This is a genomic window from Microbacterium sp. (assembly GCF_031178445.1).
Classification (GTDB): Bacteria; Actinomycetota; Actinomycetes; order Actinomycetales; family Microbacteriaceae; genus Microbacterium.
This window is the reverse complement of the sequence record NZ_JAPSIY010000003.1, coordinates 20,930-44,769: the sequence shown is the minus strand read 5'-3', so window position 1 is coordinate 44,769 and position 23,840 is coordinate 20,930. Positions and strand designations below refer to the sequence as shown.

Annotated in this window: 20 protein-coding genes; 12 read left to right on the top strand and 8 right to left on the bottom strand. The window is 69.4% G+C overall.

What is annotated here, in order from left to right; genetic code table 11:
- The first annotated feature begins 21 nt into the window (after positions 1–21).
- Positions 22–1,902: an ABC transporter ATP-binding protein gene (locus RIN43_RS05295; protein ID WP_309127845.1), complete on the top strand. Its 1,881-nt coding sequence runs from the start codon at positions 22–24 to the stop codon at positions 1,900–1,902.
- A 92-nt stretch (positions 1,903–1,994) separates the two neighbouring features.
- Here the strand turns inward: RIN43_RS05295 and RIN43_RS05290 are convergent, their stop codons facing one another.
- The gene (locus RIN43_RS05290; protein WP_375163707.1) at positions 1,995–3,866 is read right to left on the bottom strand and encodes a phosphoenolpyruvate carboxykinase (GTP); all 1,872 of its coding nucleotides are present in this window, start codon (positions 3,864–3,866) and stop codon (positions 1,995–1,997) included.
- 109 nt (positions 3,867–3,975) lie between these two features.
- Here RIN43_RS05290 and RIN43_RS05285 point away from each other — a divergent pair, with 109 nt between their 5' ends.
- Positions 3,976–5,418: a helix-turn-helix domain-containing protein gene (locus tag RIN43_RS05285; protein ID WP_309127844.1), complete on the top strand. Its 1,443-nt coding sequence runs from the start codon at positions 3,976–3,978 to the stop codon at positions 5,416–5,418.
- 43 nt (positions 5,419–5,461) lie between these two features.
- Here the strand turns inward: RIN43_RS05285 and RIN43_RS05280 are convergent, their stop codons facing one another.
- From RIN43_RS05280 to RIN43_RS05260, 5 genes are all read right to left on the bottom strand, one after another.
- Positions 5,462–6,238 (bottom strand): thioesterase family protein, encoded by a 777-nt coding sequence (locus tag RIN43_RS05280; RefSeq protein WP_309127843.1) that lies wholly within the window; start codon positions 6,236–6,238, stop codon positions 5,462–5,464.
- A gap of 47 nt (positions 6,239–6,285) precedes the next feature.
- On the bottom strand, positions 6,286–7,335 hold the full coding sequence (locus RIN43_RS05275; protein ID WP_309127842.1) for a winged helix DNA-binding domain-containing protein: 1,050 nt from the start codon (positions 7,333–7,335) through the stop codon (positions 6,286–6,288).
- Between the two features lie 80 nt (positions 7,336–7,415).
- Positions 7,416–8,864: a glyceraldehyde-3-phosphate dehydrogenase gene (locus RIN43_RS05270; protein WP_309127841.1), complete on the bottom strand. Its 1,449-nt coding sequence runs from the start codon at positions 8,862–8,864 to the stop codon at positions 7,416–7,418.
- Between the two features lie 218 nt (positions 8,865–9,082).
- A complete protein-coding gene (locus tag RIN43_RS05265) occupies positions 9,083–9,211 on the bottom strand; it encodes a DUF1905 domain-containing protein (RefSeq protein WP_309127840.1) in 129 nt (42 codons plus the stop codon).
- A 139-nt stretch (positions 9,212–9,350) separates the two neighbouring features.
- On the bottom strand, positions 9,351–10,496 hold the full coding sequence (locus RIN43_RS05260; RefSeq protein ID WP_309127839.1) for a DUF998 domain-containing protein: 1,146 nt from the start codon (positions 10,494–10,496) through the stop codon (positions 9,351–9,353).
- Positions 10,497–10,587: 91 nt separating this feature from the next.
- On the opposite strand from RIN43_RS05260, the gene RIN43_RS05255 reads away from it, so the two are divergent.
- Entirely contained in the window at positions 10,588–12,003 is a 1,416-nt protein-coding gene (locus RIN43_RS05255; RefSeq protein WP_309127838.1) for an amidase, read from the top strand.
- A 9-nt stretch (positions 12,004–12,012) separates the two neighbouring features.
- Complete coding sequence (locus RIN43_RS05250) at positions 12,013–12,663, top strand: HAD-IA family hydrolase (protein ID WP_309127837.1); 651 nt, start codon at positions 12,013–12,015, stop codon at positions 12,661–12,663.
- A 6-nt stretch (positions 12,664–12,669) separates the two neighbouring features.
- On the opposite strand, the gene RIN43_RS05245 is transcribed toward RIN43_RS05250, so the two are convergent.
- Complete coding sequence (locus RIN43_RS05245) at positions 12,670–13,107, bottom strand: Lrp/AsnC family transcriptional regulator (RefSeq protein WP_309127836.1); 438 nt, start codon at positions 13,105–13,107, stop codon at positions 12,670–12,672.
- 151 nt (positions 13,108–13,258) lie between these two features.
- Here RIN43_RS05245 and RIN43_RS05240 point away from each other — a divergent pair, with 151 nt between their 5' ends.
- Genes RIN43_RS05240 through RIN43_RS05230 form a run of 3 tightly spaced genes read left to right on the top strand, consistent with a single transcriptional unit; the run spans position 13,259 to position 16,877 of the window.
- Positions 13,259–14,380, top strand: coding sequence for a thiamine pyrophosphate-dependent enzyme (locus RIN43_RS05240; RefSeq protein WP_309127835.1), 1,122 nt, complete (start codon positions 13,259–13,261; stop codon positions 14,378–14,380).
- Positions 14,377–15,417, top strand: coding sequence for an alpha-ketoacid dehydrogenase subunit beta (locus RIN43_RS05235; RefSeq protein ID WP_309127834.1), 1,041 nt, complete (start codon positions 14,377–14,379; stop codon positions 15,415–15,417). The genes RIN43_RS05240 and RIN43_RS05235 overlap by 4 nt, the downstream gene beginning before the upstream one ends.
- Entirely contained in the window at positions 15,414–16,877 is a 1,464-nt protein-coding gene (locus RIN43_RS05230) for a dihydrolipoamide acetyltransferase family protein (RefSeq protein WP_309127833.1), read from the top strand. Before RIN43_RS05235 ends, RIN43_RS05230 begins: the two co-directional genes overlap by 4 nt.
- 116 nt (positions 16,878–16,993) lie before the next feature.
- Here the strand turns inward: RIN43_RS05230 and RIN43_RS05225 are convergent, their stop codons facing one another.
- On the bottom strand, positions 16,994–18,331 hold the full coding sequence (locus tag RIN43_RS05225) for an MFS transporter (protein ID WP_309127832.1): 1,338 nt from the start codon (positions 18,329–18,331) through the stop codon (positions 16,994–16,996).
- Positions 18,332–18,542: 211 nt separating this feature from the next.
- Between RIN43_RS05225 and RIN43_RS05220 the strand changes: the two genes are divergently transcribed.
- Genes RIN43_RS05220 through paaI form a run of 5 tightly spaced genes read left to right on the top strand, consistent with a single transcriptional unit; the run spans position 18,543 to position 23,830 of the window.
- Positions 18,543–19,730, top strand: coding sequence for an acetyl-CoA C-acyltransferase (locus RIN43_RS05220; RefSeq protein ID WP_309127831.1), 1,188 nt, complete (start codon positions 18,543–18,545; stop codon positions 19,728–19,730).
- Positions 19,727–20,497 carry an enoyl-CoA hydratase/isomerase family protein gene (locus RIN43_RS05215; protein WP_309127830.1) on the top strand — a complete coding sequence of 257 codons (771 nt, stop codon included), beginning with the start codon at positions 19,727–19,729 and terminating at the stop codon, positions 20,495–20,497. The genes RIN43_RS05220 and RIN43_RS05215 overlap by 4 nt, the downstream gene beginning before the upstream one ends.
- Positions 20,497–21,351: a 3-hydroxyacyl-CoA dehydrogenase family protein gene (locus tag RIN43_RS05210; RefSeq protein ID WP_309127829.1), complete on the top strand. Its 855-nt coding sequence runs from the start codon at positions 20,497–20,499 to the stop codon at positions 21,349–21,351. The genes RIN43_RS05215 and RIN43_RS05210 overlap by 1 nt, the downstream gene beginning before the upstream one ends.
- The gene (gene paaZ / locus RIN43_RS05205; protein WP_309127828.1) at positions 21,351–23,444 is read left to right on the top strand and encodes a phenylacetic acid degradation bifunctional protein PaaZ; all 2,094 of its coding nucleotides are present in this window, start codon (positions 21,351–21,353) and stop codon (positions 23,442–23,444) included. The genes RIN43_RS05210 and paaZ overlap by 1 nt, the downstream gene beginning before the upstream one ends.
- Positions 23,441–23,830 (top strand): hydroxyphenylacetyl-CoA thioesterase PaaI, encoded by a 390-nt coding sequence (paaI, locus tag RIN43_RS05200; RefSeq protein ID WP_309127827.1) that lies wholly within the window; start codon positions 23,441–23,443, stop codon positions 23,828–23,830. The genes paaZ and paaI overlap by 4 nt, the downstream gene beginning before the upstream one ends.
- Positions 23,831–23,840 lie beyond the last annotated feature (10 nt).

The following is a 23,840-nucleotide window of genomic DNA, read 5'->3' as shown; positions in this document are numbered from 1 at the left end:
TCCCACCGAAGAAGGTCCCTCATGTCCAGCACGGCGACAGCACGCCGACGCGGACGCGGCGCAGCGCAGGACGGTCCGCGCGCCACGTTCCGCCAGCTCCTCCCATTCCTTTTCGAACACAAGAAGGTGCTCTGGGTCGTCGCGCTGCTCAGCATCATCGGCGCAGCGGCCTCACTCGTGCAGCCTCTGCTCGTCGGGCAGGTCATCGATCGCGTGCAGCGCGACGAGGCCCTCGGCTCACTCGTGTGGATGCTGATCGGTTTCGTGATCGCGGCATCCGTCATCTCCGGCTATCAGCATTATCTGCTGCAGCGCACCGGTACGGCCGTGGTGTACTCCAGCCGGCGCAAGCTGATCGCCCGCATCCTGCGCCTGCCGATCAGCGAGTTCGACGCACGCCGCACCGGCGACCTCGTCTCGCGCGTCGGCACCGACACCACGCTGCTCTACGCGGTCCTGACCCAGGGCCTCGCGGATGCGGTCGGCAGCTCGATCCTCTTCATCGGCGCGCTCGTCGCGATGCTGATCATCGACCCCCTGCTGCTCGTCCTCATCGTCATCGTCATCGGCACCTCCGTGGTCGTCGTCGTGCTACTCAGCACGCGGATCCGCAGCGCCTCCGCGGCTCAGCAGCACAAGGTGGGCGAACTGGCCTCAGGCGTCGAACGCGCCGTGTCATCGATCCGCACCGTGCGCGCCTCGGGCGCCACGGAGCGTGAGACGCACGCCGTCACCGAGCTCGCATCGGAGGCGTATGGGCTGGGAGTGCGCATCGCCAAGATCTCGTCGACGGTGGTGCCCGTGGCCGGGATCGCGCTGCAGCTCTCACTGCTGGTCGTTCTCGGCGTCGGTGGATTCAGGGTGGCGTCGGGAGCGCTGAGCATCGCGGCTCTCGTGACGTTCATCATGTTCCTGTTCATGCTGGTCATGCCGCTCGGTGAGGCGTTCGGGGCGATCACGTCCGTGAATCAGGCGCTCGGGGCTCTGGGTCGTATCCAGGAGGTCCTCGACCTGCCCGCCGAAGCCGAACGCGATGAGGCAGATGCAGCGGCCACAGCCGTTCCGGTCGCGGGGTCCGCGGCGATCGAGTTCCGGGACGTGCGCTTCCGCTACCCCGAGAACGTCACCGCCGCGCGTGCCGCGGCGGCCAAGGAGGCGCAGAATCTGCTGGTCGACGCCCACCTCGAGCGGCGGGCCGAGAAGACGGAGGACCAGGATCCCGAGGTTCTCAGGGGTGTCTCGTTCGCCGTGCCGCGCGGCTCCCGCGTGGCTCTCGTCGGGCCGAGCGGCGCCGGCAAGAGCACCATCCTCGCGCTCGTCGAGCGGTTCTACGACCCCACCGGCGGTTCCATCCGGGTGGACGGCCACGACGTGCGCACATTTCCTCGCGATGAGCTGCGATCCCGGTTCGGGTACGTCGAGCAGGACGCACCCACCCTCGCCGGAACCCTCGCCGACAACCTGCGCCTCGCGTCACCGGATGCCACAGACGAGGACTGCGAGCGGGTGCTGCGCACGGTGAATCTCGGCGACGTGCTCGAGCGCAGCCCACTGGGGCTTCAGACGCAGGTGGGCGAGGACGGCGTGATGCTCTCGGGCGGAGAGCGTCAGCGCCTGGCAATCGCGAGGGCGCTACTGACCAGGGCGCCGGTACTGCTGCTCGACGAGTCGACGTCGTCGCTGGACGGCGTGAACGAGCAGCGGATGCGCGAGGCGATCGACGCGGCCGCATCCGATCGCACCCTGCTGGTGATCGCGCATCGTCTCTCGACCGTCGTGGACAGCGACCTCATCGTCGTGCTGCAGGACGGTCGCGTCGTCGGCCAGGGCACGCACGAGGAGCTCGTGGAGTCGACCCCGCTGTATCGCGACCTGGCCAGGCATCAGCTGCTGGTCAGCTGACGGCCGCAACCTTTCGAAAACGCGACGGCGGGATGCCGGGACCACTCAGCCATGGGTTCGTCCCTGACATCCCGCCGTCGCGGGTCTTCCCCTCAGCGCGCGGCGGTGAGACGGTAGCGCAGCGCCTCGAGCTCACTGCGCAGCGCCGCCGGGAGCCTGTCGCCGAAGACGCCGTAGAACTCCTCGGTCGAGTCTGCCTCCGCGAGCCACGCGTCCACGTCGATCGAGAAGAGCTCGTCCAGGTCGGCCTCGTCGATGTCGAGGCCGGCCAGGTTCAGGTCCTCACGGCGCGGCAGGCGCCCGATCGGCGAGTCCACAGCGGGCACCTCTCCCGAAATGCGGCGGATGATCCAGTCGATCACGCGGGCGTTGTCGCCGAAGCCGGGCCAGAGGAATCGGCCGTCCGCGCCGCGCCGGAACCAGTTCACCTGGAAGATACGCGGTGCCCGGTCGAAGCGCAGGGTGCGCCCCACCTTCAGCCAGTGCCCGAAGTAGTCGGCCATGTTGTAGCCGCAGAACGGCAGCATCGCGAACGGGTCGCGCCGCAGCTCGCCGACTTTGCCTTCGGCCGCAGCGGTGCGCTCGGACGAGATCGTGGAGCCGAGGAACACGCCGTGAGTCCAGTCCGTCGCCTCCACGACAAGCGGCACATTGCTCGCCCGGCGTCCACCGAAGAGGATGACGTCGAGCGGCACGCCCTCCGGGTCCTCCCAGTCATCGGAGATCTGCGGGCACTGCGCCGCCGAGACGGTGAAACGCGAGTTCGGATGAGCGGCAGGGCGCCCCGAGTCGGGGGTCCAGGGATTCCCCTCCCAGTCGATGAGATCGGCCGGCGGGGTATCGGTGAGCCCTTCCCACCAGACATCGCCGTCGGGGCGCAGCGCGACGTTCGTGAAGATGGTGTTGCCCCAGAGCGTTTCTACGGCGGTGACGTTGGTCGATTCGCCGGTGCCAGGGGCGACGCCGAAGAACCCAGCCTCGGGGTTCATCGCGTACATGCGCCCGTCCTCACCGGGGCGGATCCACACGATGTCGTCGCCGAGCGTCTCCACCTTCCAACCCGGGATGGTGGGACGCAGCATGGCGAGGTTGGTCTTGCCGCACGCCGACGGGAAGGCCGCGGCGACGTGGTACGCCTTGCCCTCGGGGTCGGTGACGCGGATCAGCAGCATGTGCTCGGCGAGCCAGCCCTCATCGCGGGCGATCACCGAGGCGATGCGCAGAGCGAAGCACTTCTTGGCGAGGATCGCGTTACCCCCGTAGCCGGAGCCGTACGAGTACACCTCACGCGTCTCGGGGAAGTGCACGATGTACTTCTCGTCGTTGCACGGCCACGACACGTCCTGCTGGCCCGGCTCGAGCGGAGCGCCGACGGTGTGCACGGTCTTCACCCAGGGCGCGCCTTCGGCGATCTGGCGGGTGACCGCGTCCCCGACCCGCGTCATGACGCCGATGGAGACCACGGCGTACGCGCTGTCGGTGATCTGTACACCGATGTGCGACAGCTTGCCGCCCACCGGTCCCATCGAGAACGGAACGACGTACATGGTGCGCCCGCGCATCGAGCCCTCGAGGAGTCGGTCCATCTTCTGGCGCATCTCGTTCGGATCGGCCCAGTTGTTGGTCGGTCCGGCGTCCTCCTCCTTCTCGGAGGCGATGAACGTGCGCCCCTCGGTGCGCGCCACGTCGCTGGGGTGGGAGCGTGCGAGGTAGGAGCCGGGGCGCCACTCGGGGTTGAGCTTGATCAGCTTGCCCTCATCGACCAGACCGTGAAGCAGTGCATCGTTCTCGGCGCGCGATCCATCGACCCAGTGCACGTGCTCGGGCTTCGTCAGCGCCGCGATCGCGTCCACCCACGCGCGCAGCTCCGCCATCGCCGTCGTGTCATACGCCGGAACAGCACCGAACCTCCGTGCGGGGGCGACGGAGGGAACGTGCGGGGTGTACGTCTCAGCGATGGCCATGTGTGCTCCTTGTGATCGGGATGCGGTACACCCATCTTCTTCGCACATATTCGAGATTTTCGTTCCCCTGGCGTCGAAAGAACCTGAATTCCTTCGCTATGATCAAGGAATGGCGAGCAGCGGACTGGAACTCAGCACCCTCGGACACCGCATCCGGCACCACCGGACCCGGAACGGATTCACACTCGACGAGCTCGGCTCGCGGGTCGGCATCGCGGGTTCCCAGCTGAGTCTCATCGAGAACGGCAAACGCGAACCCAAGCTCTCACTGCTGCAGGCGATCGCCGATGCCTGCAGCACCGAGGTCTCGGATCTCATCTCGGGCGAGCCGCCCAACCGGAGGGCCGCGCTCGAGATCGAGCTCGACCGCGCGCAGGCGAGCCCCGTGTTCCGCCAGCTCGGCATCGCGCCTGTGCGGGTGACGAAGGGCATGACGGACGAGATGATCGAGGCGGTGCTCGGACTTCACCGCGAGCTGCAGCGCCGCGAGCGTGAGGCCATTGCGACGCCGGAGGAGGCTCGGCGCGCGAACACCGAGATGCGCCTGCGCATGCGCGAGCAGGCCAACTACCTGCCCGACATCGAGAAGCTCGCCGAGAAGCAGCTGAAGGCCGCGGGGCACGTGTCCGGTGCGCTCACGCACCGGACCGTGAGCATCATGGCGTCGAAGCTGGGGTTCGAGCTCATCTACGTCGACGACCTGCCTCATTCGACCCGCTCGATCACCGACCTCGAGCACGGGCGCATCTACCTGCCGCCTGCGTCCATTCCCGGCGGGCACGGTCTGCGCTCGATGGCCTTGCAGGCCATGGCGCACCGGCTGCTCGGTCACACTCCGCCGACCGACTACGCCGACTTCCTCCAGCAGCGCCTCGAGATCAACTACTTCGCGGCGTGCTGCCTGATCCCCGAAACCGCGGGCGTCGCCTTCCTGCAGCAGGCCAAGAAGGACCGCAACCTCGCCGTGGAGGACTTCCGTGACGCCTTCGGTGTCACGCATGAGGCGGCCGGGATGCGCATGACGAACCTGATGACGCACCATCTCGACATGCGACTGCACTTCCTCCGCGTGGACGAGAACGGCGCCATCACCCGGGTGTACGAGAACGACGACCTGCCGCTGCCGATGGACGTCACCGGCGCCGTCGAGGGGCAGCCGGCCTGCCGCCGGTTCTCTGCACGGGCCGCCTTCGATCAGCGCAATCGCACCACCGAGCACTACCAGTACACCGACACCCCCGCAGGCACGTTCTGGTGCTCGACTCAGACCGGCTCAGCGAGCGACGGCGGGTTCTCGATCACCGTCGGCGTGCCCTTCGACGACGCGCGCTGGTGGCGCGGCAGGGAGACGTCGCACCGCGCCCAGTCGACCTGCCCGGATGAGTCGTGCTGCCGCCGCGCGTCCTCCGCGCTCGGCGAGCGCTGGGAGGGCAAGGCGTGGCCGAGTGCCCGGGTGCACACGCACATGTTCTCGCCGCTTCCGCGCGGGGCCTTCCCCGGTGTGGACGACAGCGAGGTGTACGCGTTCCTCGACCGGCACGCCGCGGAGTGACGCCGCTCTCGGCAGGACGTCAAGGAAGCGGATGCCGACGGGATCAGCGCGGCCGCACGGTGAGTGTCTGCGATGACGTGCCTAGGGGTCCCGTCGTGTCGCTGAGCACCGATTCGGTCAGGCCGATGCCATCGGCGCCGAACGACACCGATGTGTCGAGTCCGAACCACTCCCCCTCTGGCTCACGGAACAGGCTCGCTGTGAGGTCGACGTTCGGGTAGAGCGCCACGTCCGGTCCGACGCGGGTCGCGATGCCGTTGGCGAAGTCGACCATACCGAGCATCCGCGCGCGGGAGGAGATCTGCTCGTCGGCGAGCAGCGGATGCATCGGGCGGATCCAGCACCGCGAGCGGCCGGCCTCGACGAAGTCACGGCGTGCTTCGATGGAGCGGATCGCACCGCCATGCCAGAAATCGTCCGGCGACCACTCCGGAAGGGTGCCGCGCGACGGCATGGACGGCAGATGGCTGCCCCGGATGCCGCTGGTGTCATGCTGCTGCAGCATCCATCCACGCAGCGTGACGGCGGCCCGCCCCCCGTGATGCGCCGTGACCTCGACGAGCTCGATCGTGCGCCCCGCTCGCACCACGCGGCTCTCGACGTCGAAGTCGTCCATCGGGATCACGCCGAGGATGTCGTAGCTCGCCCGCGCGAGCACGAGGGGCGTCCCTGGTCGCCGCTCGGCATGATCCGTCTCGGCGATGTGGGCCAACAGCCCGAACATCGGCGCGATGTGCTGCTCGTCGGGGTTCCATGCTCCGCCGGCGTGCTCGGAGGGCTCGAATGAGGTCGCGGACAGGCGACGGAAGTAGCTCGACACGCTCCCATTGTGCCAACAGCCCCTCGCGGCAGCGGCAGGCGGGTGTGTCACCGCGAGACGAAATCGGCGAAGCGTGCCAGAGCGGATTCCACAGCGTCCGGATCGTGGTCGTCGCCGAACAGGTCGGGCGGCGTCCCGCGAGCGGCATCCGCGTGCGCCCACGTTCCGACGACGCGGCCCCGGTCGATCAGTGTCGGGCGGACCATGCCGTTCTTCCCCGGGCCGACGGCGGCGAGGTGCTCGGCCGCGCAGACGGCGGTGCGGTCGGTGTAGGAGATGTAGTACTCGTCGAATGCGGGCAGCGCGAAGGCCGCAGCCGCGTTCGGCGACCGGCGCGGAGACAGCGCCGCCGCGAAGACCCCCTCGGCGATCTCGCGGACCCGATCACGTGCGCGCTCGACCGCTTCGCGGGCGCTGCCGAGCGTGAGCCCCGACCACCAGGCGAAATCCGCGGCGCCGGCAGGGCCGTGCCCGTCGATGTAGCGCACGAAGAGCTCGGTGAGGGGATCCTGCGGGGCGGCCGAGTCGCGCACCCAGTCCTCGACCGGGACGAAGCGCTGATCGCGGGCGACGCCGGATCCGCTCGGGTCGATCGGCCCCTGACAGATCTCCCCCGCGATCGTGAGCGCGAACAGCAGGTGGATGCCGCGCTGATCGCGCGGGTCGATCCCCGCCTGCTCCAGGAGCGCGAACGCCTCTGCGCGAGAGCATCCGCCGTCGCGCAGTGCCGGACGTAGCGCTCGGGACGCCGTCGCCATGACTGCGCCGTCGACGCCGAGCTGACGGTGACGTGACGCCGCCTGCTGCCGCTGCCTGGGAGCCGTGACGGAGAGGATCCACGCTAGATCGCGCGCCGGCACGATGTGCAGTGTTCCGCGCATCGTCCAGGCCCGCACGAGATCGCCGTTCGCGAAGGCCCTGTCGACCGCGGACAGCGCGGGCGAGCCCTTCGTGCGCACGCCGACCGCCCATCGCCCTGCCAGCAGATCCTGACTCTGCACCGCCAGCATGTGCGTCGCGGCATCCACCACCGTCGCTGCGGGAGCCGTGAGCCGATGCGAACGGAGCCGTTCGTCCAGGAGCGCGCGAGGTGTCATGGCACCATCTTGGCGCCAGCGCCGACATCGGGCCGCATCCCTCGCCACCCCGCCGAGACCGAGCGCGTGCGGCGCGGCGATCAGGCGTGCAGAAGGACCTCTCGGCGCTCCGGCAGCACGACGGGGTGCGCGCCCGCCATGACCTCGAGCACGCGCACGACCTGACACGAGTAGCCGTACTCGTTGTCATACCAGACGTAGAGCACGACGTTCCGGTCGTTCGCGATGGTGGCGAGTCCGTCGACGATTCCCGCGCGGTGAGAGCCGACGAAGTCGGTCGACACGACCTCAGGGCTCTCGACGTAGTCGATCTGCTGACGCAGCTTCGAGTGCAGCGACGCGCGTCGCAGATAGTCGTTCAGCTCATCCTTCTCAGCCGGGTTCTCGAGGGTGAGGTGCAGCACCGCGAGCGAGACGTCCGGCGTGGGCACGCGGATCGCGGAGCCGGTGAGCTTGCCCGCCAGCTCCGGCAGCGCGCGGGCCACGGCCTTGGCGGCGCCCGTCTCGGTGATCACCATGTTCAGCACGGCGGAGCGGCCGCGGCGATCGCCCTTGTGGAAGTTGTCGATCAGGTTCTGATCGTTCGTGAACGAATGCACCGTCTCGACGTGACCGCGCACGATTCCGTAAGCCTCGTCGACGGCCTTCAGCACCGGGGTGATCGCGTTGGTGGTGCACGACGCCGCCGACAGGATGCGGTCACCCGGCTGGATCGTCGAGTCGTTGATGCCGTGCACGATGTTCTTCAGCTCGCCCTTGCCCGGCGCAGTGAGCAGCACCCGCGCTGCACCCTTGGACTCCAGATGGCGGCTGAGGCCCGCCTCGTCACGCCAGCGACCGGTGTTGTCGACGATGATCGCGTCGTGGATCCCGTAGGCGGTGTAGTCGACGGTCGCCGGGTCGTCGGAGTAGATCACCTGGATGCGGGTGCCGTTGGCGATGATCTGCGAGTTCGCCTCGTCGACGTCGACCGAACCCTCGAAACGCCCGTGCACAGAGTCGCGCAACAGCAGCGAAGCGCGCTTGACGAGGTCGTTCTCGGATCCGCGGCGCACCACGATCGCGCGCAGGCGCAGCCCACTCCCCCCGCCGGTGTGCGCGATGATGATGCGAGCCAGCAGGCGCCCGATGCGACCGAAACCGTAGAGCACGACGTCGACGGGAGCAGCAGGCTCGGCGCCGAGGGCCGGGGACAGCGCATCGCGCAGGTACTCGTGCAGATCGCGGCCGCTCGCGGCGTGCTCGGCGACCAGGCGTGCCACGTCCAGCGACGACGCCCCCGGCGCCAGTTCACGCAGCGCCTCGAGCACCGCAAGGGTGTCCTCGAGCGCCAGCTGACCGTGACCGAGCTGCGCGACGCGCTCGTGCACTTCGAGGATGCCTGTGGTCGACAGCCCGAGGAGCCGGTGACCGTGCAGCGACGTCACGACGTCGCGCTCCCGGTTCAGTCCGCCGATCAGCGGGATCATCCGCTCGGCGAGTTCTTCCTTGACCTTCCAATCGTCGCGGTGCGCGGCGAAAACGTCCATGTGCGTCCTTGCTGGTGTCATCTGATGCCGAGCGGGTCTGTCGGCCGGTGATAGCGGGCGGATCGGCCCGTATCAAGGGTACGGCGCAGGCTTCGCCGGCCCCTGTCGATCCGCGGCGCAAAGAACCGCCGTTGCGAACCGCCGGTTAAGAATCCCGATCTTCCCTCTCTCACCGCTGGCGAGGACACCGTGCCGCGAGCACGCAGGGGGCCGGACCGCTATCGTCTGGTGATCGTCACGTCGACGGCGTCGCCGACGTCCTTGCCCAGAGCCTTGCGCGCCTTCGCGTTGAGCGACACCATGTGTCCGCCTGTTCCCGTGACCATGGCGCCGACGTTCTCCAGCACGAGGTCGTCGACCCTCTCGTCAACTCTGACGGTCTTCCCCGACCGAAGAACTCGGCGGATCCGGGGATCTCGACGCAGCTCCACATCTCGCCCTTCACATCCACGCCGATCGTCGTACGAAAGCTCAACCGCTCTGCACTCATGACGACAGCGTAGGCGAGCGATCGCCCGCCACGGACGGCGCCGCGATCTCGGGACCGTCGTCGCGCGCCGTGACCGTCGCGGTCGTGCGCAGGAAGACGATGATCCAGCTGAAGATCAGCACCGCGGCGATCAGCTCAACGGCGGTGAGGTTGTAGTAGCCGGTGACGAAGAACATCGCGAGCAGGGCGATCACCGCGACGTATGCGTAACCGAGCGCGAAGAACACCCGAGGCAGGGTCGGCAGCAGCCACGGCAGCGCGCAGATCATGACGCCGTACACGACGACCATCCCGGTGGCGACCGTGTTGTGCAGCGCGAAGAAGCGATCGACCGGGAACACCCCGACCGCGGCGAGGAACAGCCCGACGAGCACCAGCCCTGTCCGCATCACCGTGCGGCCCCTGCGCTGAGCCGGCAGCGCGACGGGCAACGCCGCAGTCGCGAACCGGGCGATCGTGGTCACGATGATGCCGGCGATCACCAGGGTGACGTTGAACGCGGGCGCTGCCGCGTTCGACGTCATGCCCAGAGCGGAGAGGTTGTTCTGCCACCATCTGGGATCGCTCGAGGTGAGCATCGCCGCGAACGCACCGACGACGAGGAAGACGGCGAGGTCCATCGACAGAGACAGAGGGGTGAGCCGCGCGGAGCCGAGGAAGGCGACGTACGCGGTCAGCCCCAGCGCCACGCCGACGAGCACGGAACCGGGAAAGGCGAAGACCGGAGCGCCGATGAAGCTCAGCTCGAGAAGCTGCGCGACGCCGCTCCAGCCGAGCAGCGCCACCGAGGCGTACGCCCCTGCGATCGCGATGAGGTCGTACCAACGCAGCCGATCCGTCGGTCCGGTGAACTCGTCGCGCGCTCCGCGGGCGCCTGCTCTGGGGCGCACCGCCGCACGCCCGAGTGCGAAGGCGACGACCGTCACGATCGCGCCGCCGACGGCGGCGTGGGCGCCGATCGAACCCCGACCGCTGATCGTCAGCTGCTCACCCCAGAAGAGGATCATGGATACGCCGAACCCCGACGCAAGGGCGGCGGCGCCCACGAGCAGGGCGATGGTCTCGATCGATTCCGCCGAGCGCGCAGGGCGCTTCAGCGCGTCCAGACTCACCATGATCGCGTGCCGCAGCCGTTCCCGCATGCTCCCCGGCCTGTCGCGGCCGCCTCCTGCCTTCACTCTAGACACCACGCCGCCGCGCTCCGGCCGGCGGTCCGACCCTAAGCTCGTCTTCATGGCGCAGCTGCACGACCTCACCGCGATCGAGCAGCTGGCGGCACTGCGTCGGCGCGAGGTCTCCCCCGCGGACCTGGCCGCGCACTACCTCGCCCGCATCGCGGCCATCGACGCCGCACTCGGAGCATTCGCCGAGGTCACCGCGGACACGGCGCTCGAGCGTGCCGAAGCGCTCGCACGCGGCGACGCGCGCGGAGCGCTCTGGGGTCTGCCGTTCGCCGACAAGGACCTCGTCGCCCGCGCAGGGGTGCCGACCAGGTTCGGTTCGCGCCTTCATCGCGACTACGTCCCCGAGGTCACCGCCGATCAGGCCGCCGTGCTCGATGAAGCCGGAGGAGTCAGCCTCGGCAAGACGAGCACACCGGAGTTCGGCCTGACCGGGTACACCGAGACGATGATCGGCCCTCCGGCGCGCGACCCCTGGAACCCGCAGAACGGGGCGGGCGGATCCAGTGGCGGTGCTGCCGCCGCGGTCGCCGCCGGTCTGCTCCCGATCGCACCCGCATCGGACGGCGGCGGATCGATCCGCATCCCCGCCGCGACGGTCGGCCTGGTCGGGATCAAGCCGTCCCGTGGCCGAGTGCCGTTCGCCACGGGACTGGACAGCCCTGGAGGTCTGGCCGTCGCCGGACCCATCGCCCGCACGGTGGCCGATGCCGCGCTGCTGCTCGACGTGCAGGCCGGCGGTCGTCCGCATGCGTTCGCGACGCGCGCGCCAGGGACCGGCCCCTTCCTGGAGGCGGCCACGCATCCCACCGGTTCGGCCCGGGTCGGCGTGACCACCGTGTCGCCCTGGGACGACGAGGAGGACATCCGCCTCGACGCGGATGCCGCCCGCGCGGTCGACGTCGCCGCCGCGCTGCTCGCGGATGCCGGCCACGGCGTGGACGGCATCGACTGGCGCCCACGGGGCTACCCGGAGATGTTCACGACGCTCTGGCGCATGAGCGTCGCACGGATGGGGCTGTCTGACGCCCAGCTGGAGTTCGTCGAGCCGATCACCGCGTGGCTCGCCCTGGAGGGCCGTGCGCTCAGCGGTGCCAGGGTGCTGGAGGCTCTCGGCGCCGCATCCGCATTCGAGCAGGCGACGATCAGCGCTTTCGCCCCCTTCGATGCGGTGCTCACCCCCGCGCTCGCGCTTCCGGCGCGTCCGATCGGCTGGTTCGACCGTACGGATGCCGCGCGCAACTTCTCACAGCAGGTGCGCTACGCGCCGTACAGCAGCTTCGTCAACGTGGCAGGTCTGCCCGCCATCGTGCTCCCGGTCATGCTCGACCATTCCGGTCATCCGGTGGGTGTTCAGCTGGTGGGACGCCCCGGCGGTGAAGTGGCGATCATCGCCCTGGCGGCCCAGGTGGAACGTCGAGTGGGTCGACTGCCCCGACCGCCGATGTGGGAGGCGAGCAGCGGTTAGCCTGAGTCCATGGCAGACACTCTTCACGCCCGCGCCGTCCTGCTCGACATGGATGGCACCCTCGTCGACTCCACGGCGGTCGTCGAGCGACTCTGGCTGGAGTGGGCGAAGCCGCACGGCATCGACCCCGAGCGCGTGCTCAGCGTCGTGCACGGGCGGCAGGGGCATCAAAGCATGGCCATCATGCTGCCCGACCGCGATCACGCGATCAATCTGGCCGAGAACGACGAGATGCTCGCCAGAGAGAGCCTCGATGTCGACGGCGTGATCGAGATCCCCGGGGCTGCCGCGCTGCTGCAGGCGCTGCGGGAGCATCCGCACGCGATCGTCACGTCGGCGACGGTCGGGCTCATGACCGCGCGGATGGACGCGGCCGGCCTGTCGGTGCCCGAGCTGGCGGTCACCGCCGAGAGCGTATCGGCGTCGAAGCCGGACCCGGAGGGGTTCCTCACCGCTGCGACGTCGCTCGGCATCGACGCGGCGGACTGCGTGGTGTTCGAGGATTCCGCAGCCGGAGTGGAGGCCGGTCTCGCCGCGGGGATGCGGGTGATCGGCGTCGGCAGCCACGCGAAGGCGCACGGCGCGACTCATGTCGTCGACGACCTCACGAGCGTGACGGTGACGGCGGACGCCGAGGGGTTCGTCATCACACTGCACTGATGCGGCTCAGTGCTTCGTGAAGTCCTCGAAGATCAGGGTGGTGCGCGTCGAGCGGATCGACGGAATCGCCTGGATGTCCTCCAGCACGATGCGGCGCAGGTCTCGCGCATCACTCGCGCGCACGAGCAGGATGACATCGAAGTCACCCCCGACGAGCGCCATGTGCTCGACCTCGGGGATGGCGCGCAGGCGCTCCTGCACCTCCTGCCACGTGGCCTGTTCGATGGCAAGCATGACGTAGGCCGAGGCGTGGTGGCCCAGCTGCACGGGATCGGTTCGCACCGTGTATCCGGTGATCACGCCGGACTCGGTGAGGCGCTTGATGCGGGCGTGGGCGCCGGCGCGTGATATGTGAACTGCTTCGGCGATCGCCGTCATCGACGCACGCGCGTCGCGGCGCAGCTCATCGAGGATCGCCCGGTCCGTGGCATCCATCACCGCCATGGGAACTCCTTCGTTCTGTCACCGGATGCTGACGTTCTGAGCCCTCACAGCCCGTATAACGCGCAGTCGTCCGCATCTGTTTGACATCTCTTGGACGATTGTGCCACGCGCGGCATGCTGGGCACACACGTTCGGCAAGGAGGGCGAACCGATGCAACACGACGACCTAATTCCCCGCGACATCCCGGTGCAGCTCATCGGCCCCGCGGGCACGCCTCACGCCGACGACCGCTACGCGATGCCAGACGCCGACACACTGATGCGCGCTTACCGGGGTCTGGTCGAGGGACGACGCGTCAACGACCAGGCCAACGCCCTCGTGCGACAGGGGCGACTGGCGGTGTACCCGTCATCCCACGGGCAGGAGGCATGCCAGGTGGCCGCCGCCCTCGTGCTCGGCGAACGCGACTGGCTCTTCCCGACCTATCGCGACTCGGTCGCCGTCATCGCCCGCGGCGTACGACCGGCAGATGCCATGGTTCTGCTGAAGGGCGACTGGCACTCGGGATACGACCCCTCCGAGCACCGTGTCGCCCCGCAGGCGACCCCTCTCGCGACCCAGCTGCTGCACGCCGTCGGCTTCGCCCAGGCGGCCAAGCACCGCGGAGAGGACACCGTGGTGCTGGCCCTCTGCGGCGACGGCGCCACGAGTGAGGGAGACTTCCACGAGGCGCTGAACTTCGCGGCGGTCTTCCGCGTTCCCGTCGTGTTCTTCGTGCAGAACAACGAGTTCGCCGTCTCCGTGCCGCTCTCGCGGCAGACAGCCGCGCCGTCGCTCGCTCACAAGGCGATCGGCTACGGCATGCCGGGGCAGCGCGTCGACGGCAACGACGTCGCGGCACTGCTCGCCGTCCTCGGCGATGCCGTCGATCGTGCCCGTGCGGGCGGTGGCCCCTCGCTCGTCGAGGCGCACACCTACCGCATGCACGCGCACACGAACGCCGACGACGACACGCGCTACCGCGAGCGCGAAGAGGTGCAGGCGTGGGTGGCACGCGACCCGCTCAGCCGGATGCGCGCGTACCTGACGGCGACGGGTGACCTCGACGACGCCGCCGAGGCGCGCCTGGCGGCCGGGGCCGAGGAGATCGCCGGCGCGCTGCGCGACGCGCTGAACGCCGATTCCGACCTCGACCCCGAGGATCTCTTCCGCCACGTGACCGTCGAGCGCTCACCGCAGCTCGAGGAGCAGTGGCAGCTGCTGCGCGGCGAGATCGAACGAAGCGCGCTCACTGACGGAACCGTGCTCACTGACGCGGGAGGTCACCGATGACCATCGCACACGACGACGTCCGGCTCGATCAGCGCCACGTGGTCGGCACGATGACCATGGCCGCCGCCCTCAACCGCGCCCTCGCCGATGCCATCCAGGACGATCCCGATGTGGTCGTCTTCGGCGAGGACGTTGGTGCGCTGGGCGGTGTGTTCCGCATCACCGATGGACTCACAGAGCGCTTCGGCGAGGACCGCTGCTTCGACACCCCGCTCGCGGAGTCGGGCATCGTGGGCACCGCGGTCGGGATGGCGATGAACGGGATGCGGCCCGTGATCGAGATGCAGTTCGACGCCTTCGCGCTGCCCGCGTTCGAGCAGGTCGTCAGCCATGTGGCTAAGCTCGCCAACCGCACGCGGGGCGCCGTGCGCATGCCACTGGTGATCCGCATCCCGTTCGGCGGCGGGATCGGCGGTGTGGAGCACCACTGCGACTCCTCGGAGGCCTACTACGCGCACACTCCCGGACTGACGGTCGTCTCCCCCTCGACCCCGCAGGACGCGTACTCTCTGCTGCGGGCGGCAATCGCCTCCCCGGACCCGGTCGTCTTCCTCGAGCCCAAGAAGCTGTACTGGGCGAAGGGCGAGGTCGACACCTCGGTCACGGCCGAGCTCGGCACGGCCCGCATCGCACGCGATGGAACGGATGTGACGCTGCTCGCCTACGCGGCGATGGTGCCGGTCGCGCTCGAAGCGGCCGAGATCGCCGCCGGCGAGGGACGCAGCGTGCAGGTGGTCGACGTGCGCAGTCTCTCGCCCTTCGACGACGCGACGGTGACGGCGGCCGTGCGCGCGACCGGCCGCGCGGTGGTTGTGGCCGAGGCCCCCGGGTATGCGAGCGTCGCGAGCGAGATCCAGGCGAGGGTGTTCGAGCGCTGCTTCGAGTACCTGGAGGCGCCGGTGCGCCGGGTCACAGGGTTCGACACGCCGTTCGCACCCCCGAAGCTCGAGCACTGGTACCTGCCCGACGCCGACCGGGTGCTGGACGCGATCGACTCGCTGCACTGGGATGACGACGCCGAGGGGGCGACGCGATGACCACCTCGACCGCCCGGGTGTTCCGCCTGCCCGATCTCGGAGAGGGCCTCACGGAGGCTGGCCTCGTGCAGTGGCTGGTGCAGGTCGGGGACAGCATCCGCACCGATCAGGCGATCGCCGAGGTCGAGACGGCCAAGAGCGTCGTCGAACTGCCGTCGCCGTTCGCCGGAGTCGTGACGGCCCTGCACGGCGAGCCTGGTGACATCATCGCCGTCGGCGCCGCCGTGCTCGAGGTCTCCGACGCGGATGAACCCGCATCCGCCCGGCCCGCCGACGGGACGGATGCCGAAGCCGAGGAGATCGAGAAGCGCGCGTACCGCACCGAGGAGCGCGCCGGCTCGGGCAACGTGCTGATCGGCTACGGCACGACGGAGCGTTCGGCCGGCGGACGCCGCAGGCCCCGCATCCCGGCGTCCGCCCCGCCCGCCTCTGCCCCCACCGCCCCCGCCTCGGTCCCGCCGAGTGCACCGGATGCTGACGAGCGCACGGCCGCCCGACGCAGTCAGGCCGCGCACTCGACGGCACCCCGCGCCGTCGACGACGGCACGCGCGCCCGCCGCACCGTCGCCGTCCGCTCCCCCATCGTGCGCCGGCTGGCGCGTGATCTCGGACTGGATGTGCGCACGATCACCCCGACCGGCGTCGACGGGGCGGTCACGCGAGCCGACGTCCTGCGTGCAGCCGTCGACCATGCCGTGGACGGCGTCGCCGCCGAGGATGCGGCAGCGCCCGTCGCCACCTCGACCGGCGAACAGATCGACGGGCTCGGCGTGCGCTCGCGCGAACGCATGAGCCCGTTGCGCAAGGCCGTCAGCGCCAAGCTGTCGCGCAGCCGTGCCGAGATCCCCGAGGCGACGGTGTGGGTCGACGTCGACGCGACACGTCTCTGGGATCTGCGGGCCGAGCTGGCGGCCCGCGGTGGCCGGGCGCCCTCGCTCACCGCGCTGATCGGCCGGTTCGCGCTGATCGCCCTCGCCGAGTTCCCGCTGCTCGCTTCCCGGTTGAGCGACGACGCCGACGAGATCATCTCCTTCGACGGGGTAAACCTCGGCGTCGCGGCCGATACTGTCCGCGGACTGATGGTGCCGGTCATCCCGGCCGCCCACGCGCTCTCGCTGGATGAACTGGATTCCGCGCTGCGCGAGCTCGCCGAGAGCGCGCGCTCCGGTGCCACGCCGCCCGAGCGGCTGCGGGGCTCGACCTTCACGCTGAACAACTACGGCGGCTTCGGCGTCGACGGCTCCGCAGCCATCATCAACCACCCCGATGTGGCCATCCTCGGCATCGGCCGGATGATCGAACGCCCCTGGGTGGTGGACGGCGCGATCGTGCCACGGCGGATCGCCCAGCTCTCGCTCGTGTTCGATCACCGAGTGTGCGATGGGGGCTACGCCGCCGGGTTCCTTCGCCGCGTCGTCGAGCTCATCGAGCATCCGGTCCGCGCCTACGGCCGTATCTGATCGACGCCCGCCCCGGAGATCGACACCGGTGATCTCCTTCGATCGCGCCGAGTGCCGGGTGCGGAGACGGAAGGGCCGTGCGGATGATCCGCCCGGCCCTTCCGCGCGACGATGGCTCAGCGCACGCGGTTCGCGCCGGTGCGCGCGGCGACCACCTCGACGCTGTGCGTGTCCAGCGGCACACCCCGCGTCTCCTTGACGAGCGAGACGGCGACGAGGGAGATGATCGTGATCACCAGCACGTACACGCCGATCGACCACGAGGCGCCGGTGCTCTTCAGCAGCAGCTCCGCGATCAGCGGAGCGAATGCGCCACCGAGGATCGCTCCCAGTGCGTAACCGATCGAGACCCCCGAGTAGCGCACGTCCGCGGGGAACATCTCGGCGTACAGGGCGGACTGAGGCCCGTAAGACAGCCCGAGGCCGATGGTCAGCACGAACAGGGCGATGAAGAACAGCGCCGCGTTGCCGGTGTCGATCAGGAACCACATCGGAATCGACCACACGGCGATGAGGGCGTACCCGATCTGGAAGGTGCGCACGCGGCCGATCCGGTCCGAAATGCGGCCGCCCACCATCGTGAAGATCAGCCAGCCGAACGACGCGAGAGTGGTCAACAGCAGAGCGGTCGGACGGGGCATGCCGATCACCGTGGAGACGTATGTCGTGAAGAAGGCGATGAGCAGGTAGCCCGCCGCGTTGTTCGCGATGAAGATGAGTGCCGTGAGCACGACCTCGCGTCCGTGGTGACGGAACAGGGTCGCCAGCGGCGCCGACGACTCGCTGCGGCGCTGCTGCAGCTCCTTGAAGATGGGCGACTCCTCGACTGAGCGGCGGATCACATAGCCGACCACGATCAGCACGATCGAGAACAGGAAGGGCAGCCTCCAGCCCCACGCCAGGAACGCCTCCTGACCCATGCTCGAGGTGAGCACCCACATCGTGAAGGTGGCGAGGATCATGCCGATCGGAACGCCGATCTGCGGGTAGGCGCCGAACAGCCCTCGCTTGCCCTCGGGTGCGTGCTCGACCGACATGAGTGCGGCACCGCCCCACTCACCGCCCGCGGAGAAGCCCTGCAGAACCCGCAGCAGAACGAGCAGCACAGTGGCCAGGATGCCGATGTCGGCATACGTCGGCAGCACTCCGATCAGTGACGTGGCAAGTCCCATCAGTACCAGGGTCAGCACCAGCATGCGCTTGCGTCCGAGCCTGTCGCCGAGATGGCCGGCGATCACGGCCCCCAGCGGGCGGAACAGGAATGAGATCCCGAGCGACGCCCACGATGCGATCTGTGCACCGGTCTCGCCCAGTGGGGCGAAGAACAGCCCGCCGAAGACCAGCCCGGCGGCCTGCGCGTAGATGAAGAAGTCGTACCACTCGATGGTCGTGCCGACCAGGGTGCCGGCGAGCACCCGGCGCTCCTCGCGCCGTCGGACTGCGGTATCCGTCATTGAGAACTCCGTTGTTCGGGTGATGCTGACCGACCGATCGGTCAGCAAGTCAGGAGAGTACACGGCGGCACGGCCGCCGCGCTACACCCGCCCCGTCGCGAACTTGCCACGCGCTCGCAGGACTGTCATGATTTACTGACCGAATGGTTAGGAAAGCGCGGACAGCACTGTCCGCGACCCTCGCCTGACATCCACGCAACGGAGATGGATCATGACGGACGCCTTTCTCGTCGGCGGAGTGCGCACCGCGGTCGGCCGTTACGGAGGAATGCTCGCCGGAGTGCGGCCCGACGACCTCGCCGCGCTGGTGGTGCGCGCCGCAGTGGATCGAGCCGGCGTCCCCGACGGCGCCGTCGAAGAGGTGATCCTCGGAGCGGCGAACCAGGCGGGTGAGGACAACCGCAACGTCGCCCGGATGGCCGTGCTTCTCGCCGGGCTACCCGATGAGGTGCCAGGCATCACCGTGAACCGCCTGTGCGCATCCGGCATGTCGGCGATCGCGATGGCCGCACAGGCGATCCGCTCCGGCGACGCCGAGCTCATGGTCGCAGGAGGAGTCGAGTCGATGACCCGCGCACCCTGGGTGCAGGGCAAGCCCGAACGCGCCTGGGCCAAGCCCGGCGACGCGTTCGACACGTCGATCGGCTGGCGTTTCGCGAATCCGCGACTGCTGGCTCGCGACAAGGCCACGTACTCGATGCCCGAGACCGCTGAGGAAGTCGCCCGTCGCGAGGGCATCACCCGCGAGGATGCCGACTCGTTCGCTCTGCGGAGTCAGCAGCGCGCCGTGGCCGCCATCGATGCCGGCCGGTTCGACGCAGAGATCGTCGCCGTGCCCACCCGGGCAGGCGACGTCGCGGTCGATGAGGGACCGCGCCGCGACACGAGCCTCGAGGCACTCGCGGGGCTGCGTCCCGTCGTCGCGGGCGGCAGCGTCGTCACCGCAGGCAACTCGAGCTCGCTCAACGACGGCGCATCCGCAGTCGTCGTCGCGAGCGCCGAGGCCGTGCGCCGTCACGGCCTCACGCCCCGTGCCCGCATCGTGACAGCGACCTCGGCGGCGCTGGCGCCCGAGATCATGGGCCTCGGCCCTGTTCCGGCGACAGAGCGTGCGCTGAAACGAGCAGGGCTGTCGGTCTCGGACATCGGTGCGGTCGAACTGAACGAGGCCTTCGCGACGCAGTCACTGGCGTCGATCCACCGCCTCGGACTGGACCCCGAGATCGTCAATCGCGATGGAGGGGCCATCGCGCTCGGACACCCTCTCGGATCGAGCGGGTGCCGCATCACCGTCACGCTGATGGGCAGGATGGAGCGAGAGGGCGCAGGGCTGGGGCTCGCGACCATGTGCGTGGGAGTCGGGCAGGGCACCGCCATGATCCTGGAGCGCGTGGCATGAGCGGCCCGGTGCTCGTCGAGCGTCGCGACGACCGCGTCGTGGCCACCTTGAACCGTCCGGACAAGCGCAATGCGATCGACCAGGAGACGATCGACGTGCTCCACGAGCTGTGCGCCGAGCTCGAAGCCGAGCCGCGCACGCTCATCCTGACCGGGTCCCGCGGTGTGTTCGCCTCCGGCGCTGACATCGCCCAGCTGCGCGAGCGTCGGGCCGATGACGCCCGCCGGGCGATCAACGCGACCGCCTTCATCCGCATCGCCGAGCTGCCCATGCCGGTCGTGGCCGCTGTGGAGGGCTACGCTCTGGGCGGAGGCGCCGAGCTCGCCTACGCCGCCGACATCCGCATCGCCGCCCCCAGCGTGAAGATCGGCAACCCCGAGACCGGGCTCGGCATCATCGCGGCAGCCGGCGCGACCTGGCGGCTGCCGGAGATTGTGGGAGCGTCGCGCGCGAGCGAGCTGCTGCTCACCGGCCGCGTGCTGGGCGCCGATGAGGCACTGGCGTGGGGTCTGATCTCTGCGATCCACCCCGGCGAGGAGCTGCTCGCGGCCGCTCACGCGATCGCGGACCGCATCGCCGCGAACGATCCGCTCGCCACGCAATACACCAAGCGGGCTCTGCGGGCGCCTCGACCGGAGCATCCCGACATCGAGCGCGAACTGCAGGCGGAACTGTTCGAAAGCGACGAGAAGAGGCGTCGCATGACGGAGTTCCTCGAGCGACGCGCAGAGCGCGGCCGCGACAGCGATGCGGGAGGGGCCCGCTGATGAGCGCACCGAAGACCGTCGGAGTCCTCGGCGGAGGACGCATGGGGGCGGGGATCGCGCACGCGTTCCTGCTCGCAGGTTCGCAGGTGACCGTGATCGAACGGGACACGGCGAGCGCGGATGCCGCCGCCGAGCGCGTGGGCGACGGAATCCGCCGCTCGGCCGAGAGGGACGCCGCGCTCGACATCGCCGAGGTCGCCGCACGCTTCTCGGCCGGCACCGACGTCGCCACGTTCGGCGGCGCGGACCTCGTGATCGAGGCGGTTCCCGAGGACCGCGGCCTCAAGGAGAACGCGCTCACACGCGTCGACGCCGTCCTCGGCGATTCCGCGGTGCTCGCCTCGAACACCTCGTCGATCTCGATCGACGACCTCGCCGCCGGCCGTCGCGATCCGTCGCGATTCCTGGGTCTGCACTTCTTCAACCCCGTGCCCGCATCGGCACTCGTCGAGATCGTGCGCGGCTCGGCGACCGAGGCCGCCGTCGTCGACGCGGCCCGAAGCTGGGTCGACGCGCTGGGCAAGACTCCGATTCTCGTGCAGGACTCCCCCGGCTTCGCGTCCTCGCGCCTCGGCGTGCTGCTCGGTCTGGAGGCGATTCGGATGCTCGAAGAAGGTGTCGCATCGGCATCCGACATCGACGCCGCCATGACCCTCGGATACCGCCACCCCGTCGGCCCGCTGCGCACCACAGACCTCGTCGGACTCGATGTGCGCCTCGGCATCGCCGAGGAGCTCGCCCGCGAGCTGGGCGAGCGATTCCAACCCCCTGCACTGCTGCGCCGGATGGTCGCCGACGGGCACCTCGGCCGCAAATCCGGGCGCGGCTTCTACGACTGGAATGAGGAGAACTGATGACCGACTACCTCCCGAGCTATGTTCAGGGCCAGTGGTGGATGCCGCACGATGACGCCGATGCCACCGAGGTGCGCGACGCCTCGACCGGAGAGGTCATCGCCAGGGTGAGCACCACCGGCCTCGACCTGCCCGGCGCGCTCGAGTACGCGCGCACCGTGGGGCACGCGAGTCTGGCCCGCCTCACCTTCCACCAGCGCGCTCTGCTGCTCAAGCAGTTCGCGCTCGCCCTCACCGAGCGCAAGGATGAGCTCTACACACTGTCGGCCCGCACCGGCGCCACGAAGACCGACTCGTGGGTCGACATCGACGGTGGCATCGGCGTGCTGTTCTCGTACTCCGGCAAAGGACGCCGCGAGCTGCCGAACAGCACGGTGCACGTCGACGGCCCCGTCGAGCCGCTGTCGAAGGACGGCTCCTTCCTCGGGCGCCATGTGTACACCACGCTGCCCGGCGTCGCGGTGCAGATCAACGCCTTCAACTTCCCGGTGTGGGGACCGCTGGAGAAGTTCGCGCCGGCGTTCCTCGCGGGGATGCCCACCGTGATCAAGCCCGCAACGCCCACCGGTTACCTGACCGAGGCGATGGTGCGGATCCTGGTCGAATCGGGGCTGCTGCCCGAAGGCTCGCTGCAGGTGATCAACGGCAGCGTCCCCGCCCTCTTCGATCACCTGCGCCTCGGCGACCTGGTGGGATTCACCGGCAGCGCCTCCACCGCCGAGCACCTGCGCCGACACCCGTCGGTGCAGACCGGAGGGGTGCGGTTCACCGCCGAGACGGACTCGATCAACGCATCGGTGCTCGGCACCGATGCCGTGGCCGGCACTCCCGAGTTCGATGCCTACGTCCGCCAGCTCGTCGTGGAGATGACGACGAAGGCGGGTCAGAAGTGCACGGCGATCCGCCGCGCGATCGTCCCATCCGCGGTGGCGGACGATGTGATCGAGGCGGTGCGCGCGCGCATCGCCGACAAGACCGTGCTGGGCGACCCTCGCGGCGACGGCGTCACCATGGGACCGCTGGTCTCCACGGCGCAGCGCGATGAGGTGCTCCGCCAGGTTCGGGCTCTGCAGGACGCAGGTGGCCGCGTCGTCGTCGGGTCGACCGACGTCCCGGTCGTCCTCCACGCCGACGGCACCACAGGTCCGGCTCCCGACGGCGCCTTCGTGTCGCCTGTGCTGCTGCGCTTCGACGACGGACGATCCGGCGCCGTGCATGACGTCGAAGCCTTCGGCCCCGTCTCGTCGCTGCTCACCTATGAGACGACCGCGGAGGCCGCCGAACTCGTGGCGCTCGGTGGCGGTTCGCTGGTCACGAGCGTCGCCACCCACGACCCCGCCCAGGCCGTCGAGCTGGCCACGCGCATCGCACCGTTCAACGGACGGATGCTGCTGCTCGACCGCGACGACGCACGCTCGTCGACCGGCCACGGATCGCCGCTTCCCGGCCTCGTGCACGGCGGTCCGGGGCGAGCAGGCGGCGGCGAGGAGCTGGGCGGCATCCGCGCGGTGCTCCACCACATGCAGCGCACCGCAGTCCAGGGATCACCCGAGATGCTGACCGCCCTGACGGGGGTCTGGCATGCAGGCTCTGCGGCGAACGCCGACGGCCGGCATCCGTTCCGCAAGTCGCTTGCGGAACTGCGCATCGGCGACCAGATCTCCTCCGGCTCACGCGAGGTGACGCTGGCCGACATCGAGACCTTCGCGCACTTCACCGGCGACACCTTCTACGCCCACATGGACGAGGAGTCCGCCGCAGCGAACCCGTTCTTCCCAGGACGGGTCGCGCACGGGTACCTGCTCGTCTCCTGGGCCGCCGGGCTGTTCGTCGACCCCGAGCCCGGTCCCGTCCTCGCCAACTACGGCCTGGAGAACCTGCGCTTCATCACGCCCGTCTCGCCGGGCGACAGCATCCGCGTCGTGCTCACGGCCAAGCAGATCACGCCGCGAGAAACCGATGAATACGGCGAGGTGCGCTGGGACGCCGTCATTCGCAATCAGGACGACGAGATCGTCGCCACGTACGACGTGCTCACGCTGGTGAACAAGGAACCGATCGGGACTGTGGCCGAGGAGGCGGTGCCGGCATGAGAACGATGATGCAGCGGGACGCCGCGTCCGCATCGCTCGGAATGGTCGTCGAACTGGACGAACCAGGACGCGCTGTGGTGTCGATGCGCGTGCGCGAGGACATGCTCAACGGGTTCGCGATCACGCACGGCGGACTGGTGTTCACCCTGGCCGACACCGCCTTCGCGATCGCCTGCAACGAGGATGAGCGCGTCACCGTCGCCGCCGGCGCCGACATCACCTTCCTCAAGTCCACAGGTGCGGGGCAGACGCTCACCGCGACAGCTGTGCGACGCGTCGTCAGCGGACGATCGGGTCTGTACGACGTCACGGTGAGCGACGACAGCGGCGATGTCGTCGCCGAGTTCCGTGGCCGCTCCCTCACCACCAACCGCGCCGCCGAATGACGCGCTGATC

Excerpts from the sequence above, each read along its gene's own strand:
- RIN43_RS05295 (WP_309127845.1), top strand. The coding sequence starts at position 22 with ATGTCCAGCACGGCGACAGCACGCCGACGCGGACGCGGCGCAGCGCAG.
- RIN43_RS05290 (WP_375163707.1), bottom strand. The coding sequence starts at position 3,866 with ATGGCCATCGCTGAGACGTACACCCCGCACGTTCCCTCCGTCGCCCCC.
- RIN43_RS05285 (WP_309127844.1), top strand. The coding sequence starts at position 3,976 with ATGGCGAGCAGCGGACTGGAACTCAGCACCCTCGGACACCGCATCCGG.
- RIN43_RS05275 (WP_309127842.1), bottom strand. The coding sequence starts at position 7,335 with ATGACACCTCGCGCGCTCCTGGACGAACGGCTCCGTTCGCATCGGCTC.
- RIN43_RS05270 (WP_309127841.1), bottom strand. The coding sequence starts at position 8,864 with ATGGACGTTTTCGCCGCGCACCGCGACGATTGGAAGGTCAAGGAAGAA.
- RIN43_RS05260 (WP_309127839.1), bottom strand. The coding sequence starts at position 10,496 with ATGCGGGAACGGCTGCGGCACGCGATCATGGTGAGTCTGGACGCGCTG.
- RIN43_RS05255 (WP_309127838.1), top strand. The coding sequence starts at position 10,588 with ATGGCGCAGCTGCACGACCTCACCGCGATCGAGCAGCTGGCGGCACTG.
- RIN43_RS05250 (WP_309127837.1), top strand. The coding sequence starts at position 12,013 with ATGGCAGACACTCTTCACGCCCGCGCCGTCCTGCTCGACATGGATGGC.
- RIN43_RS05245 (WP_309127836.1), bottom strand. The coding sequence starts at position 13,107 with ATGGCGGTGATGGATGCCACGGACCGGGCGATCCTCGATGAGCTGCGC.
- RIN43_RS05240 (WP_309127835.1), top strand. The coding sequence starts at position 13,259 with ATGCAACACGACGACCTAATTCCCCGCGACATCCCGGTGCAGCTCATC.
- RIN43_RS05235 (WP_309127834.1), top strand. The coding sequence starts at position 14,377 with ATGACCATCGCACACGACGACGTCCGGCTCGATCAGCGCCACGTGGTC.
- RIN43_RS05230 (WP_309127833.1), top strand. The coding sequence starts at position 15,414 with ATGACCACCTCGACCGCCCGGGTGTTCCGCCTGCCCGATCTCGGAGAG.
- RIN43_RS05225 (WP_309127832.1), bottom strand. The coding sequence starts at position 18,331 with ATGACGGATACCGCAGTCCGACGGCGCGAGGAGCGCCGGGTGCTCGCC.
- RIN43_RS05220 (WP_309127831.1), top strand. The coding sequence starts at position 18,543 with ATGACGGACGCCTTTCTCGTCGGCGGAGTGCGCACCGCGGTCGGCCGT.
- RIN43_RS05215 (WP_309127830.1), top strand. The coding sequence starts at position 19,727 with ATGAGCGGCCCGGTGCTCGTCGAGCGTCGCGACGACCGCGTCGTGGCC.
- RIN43_RS05210 (WP_309127829.1), top strand. The coding sequence starts at position 20,497 with ATGAGCGCACCGAAGACCGTCGGAGTCCTCGGCGGAGGACGCATGGGG.
- paaZ (WP_309127828.1), top strand. The coding sequence starts at position 21,351 with ATGACCGACTACCTCCCGAGCTATGTTCAGGGCCAGTGGTGGATGCCG.
- paaI (WP_309127827.1), top strand. The coding sequence starts at position 23,441 with ATGAGAACGATGATGCAGCGGGACGCCGCGTCCGCATCGCTCGGAATG.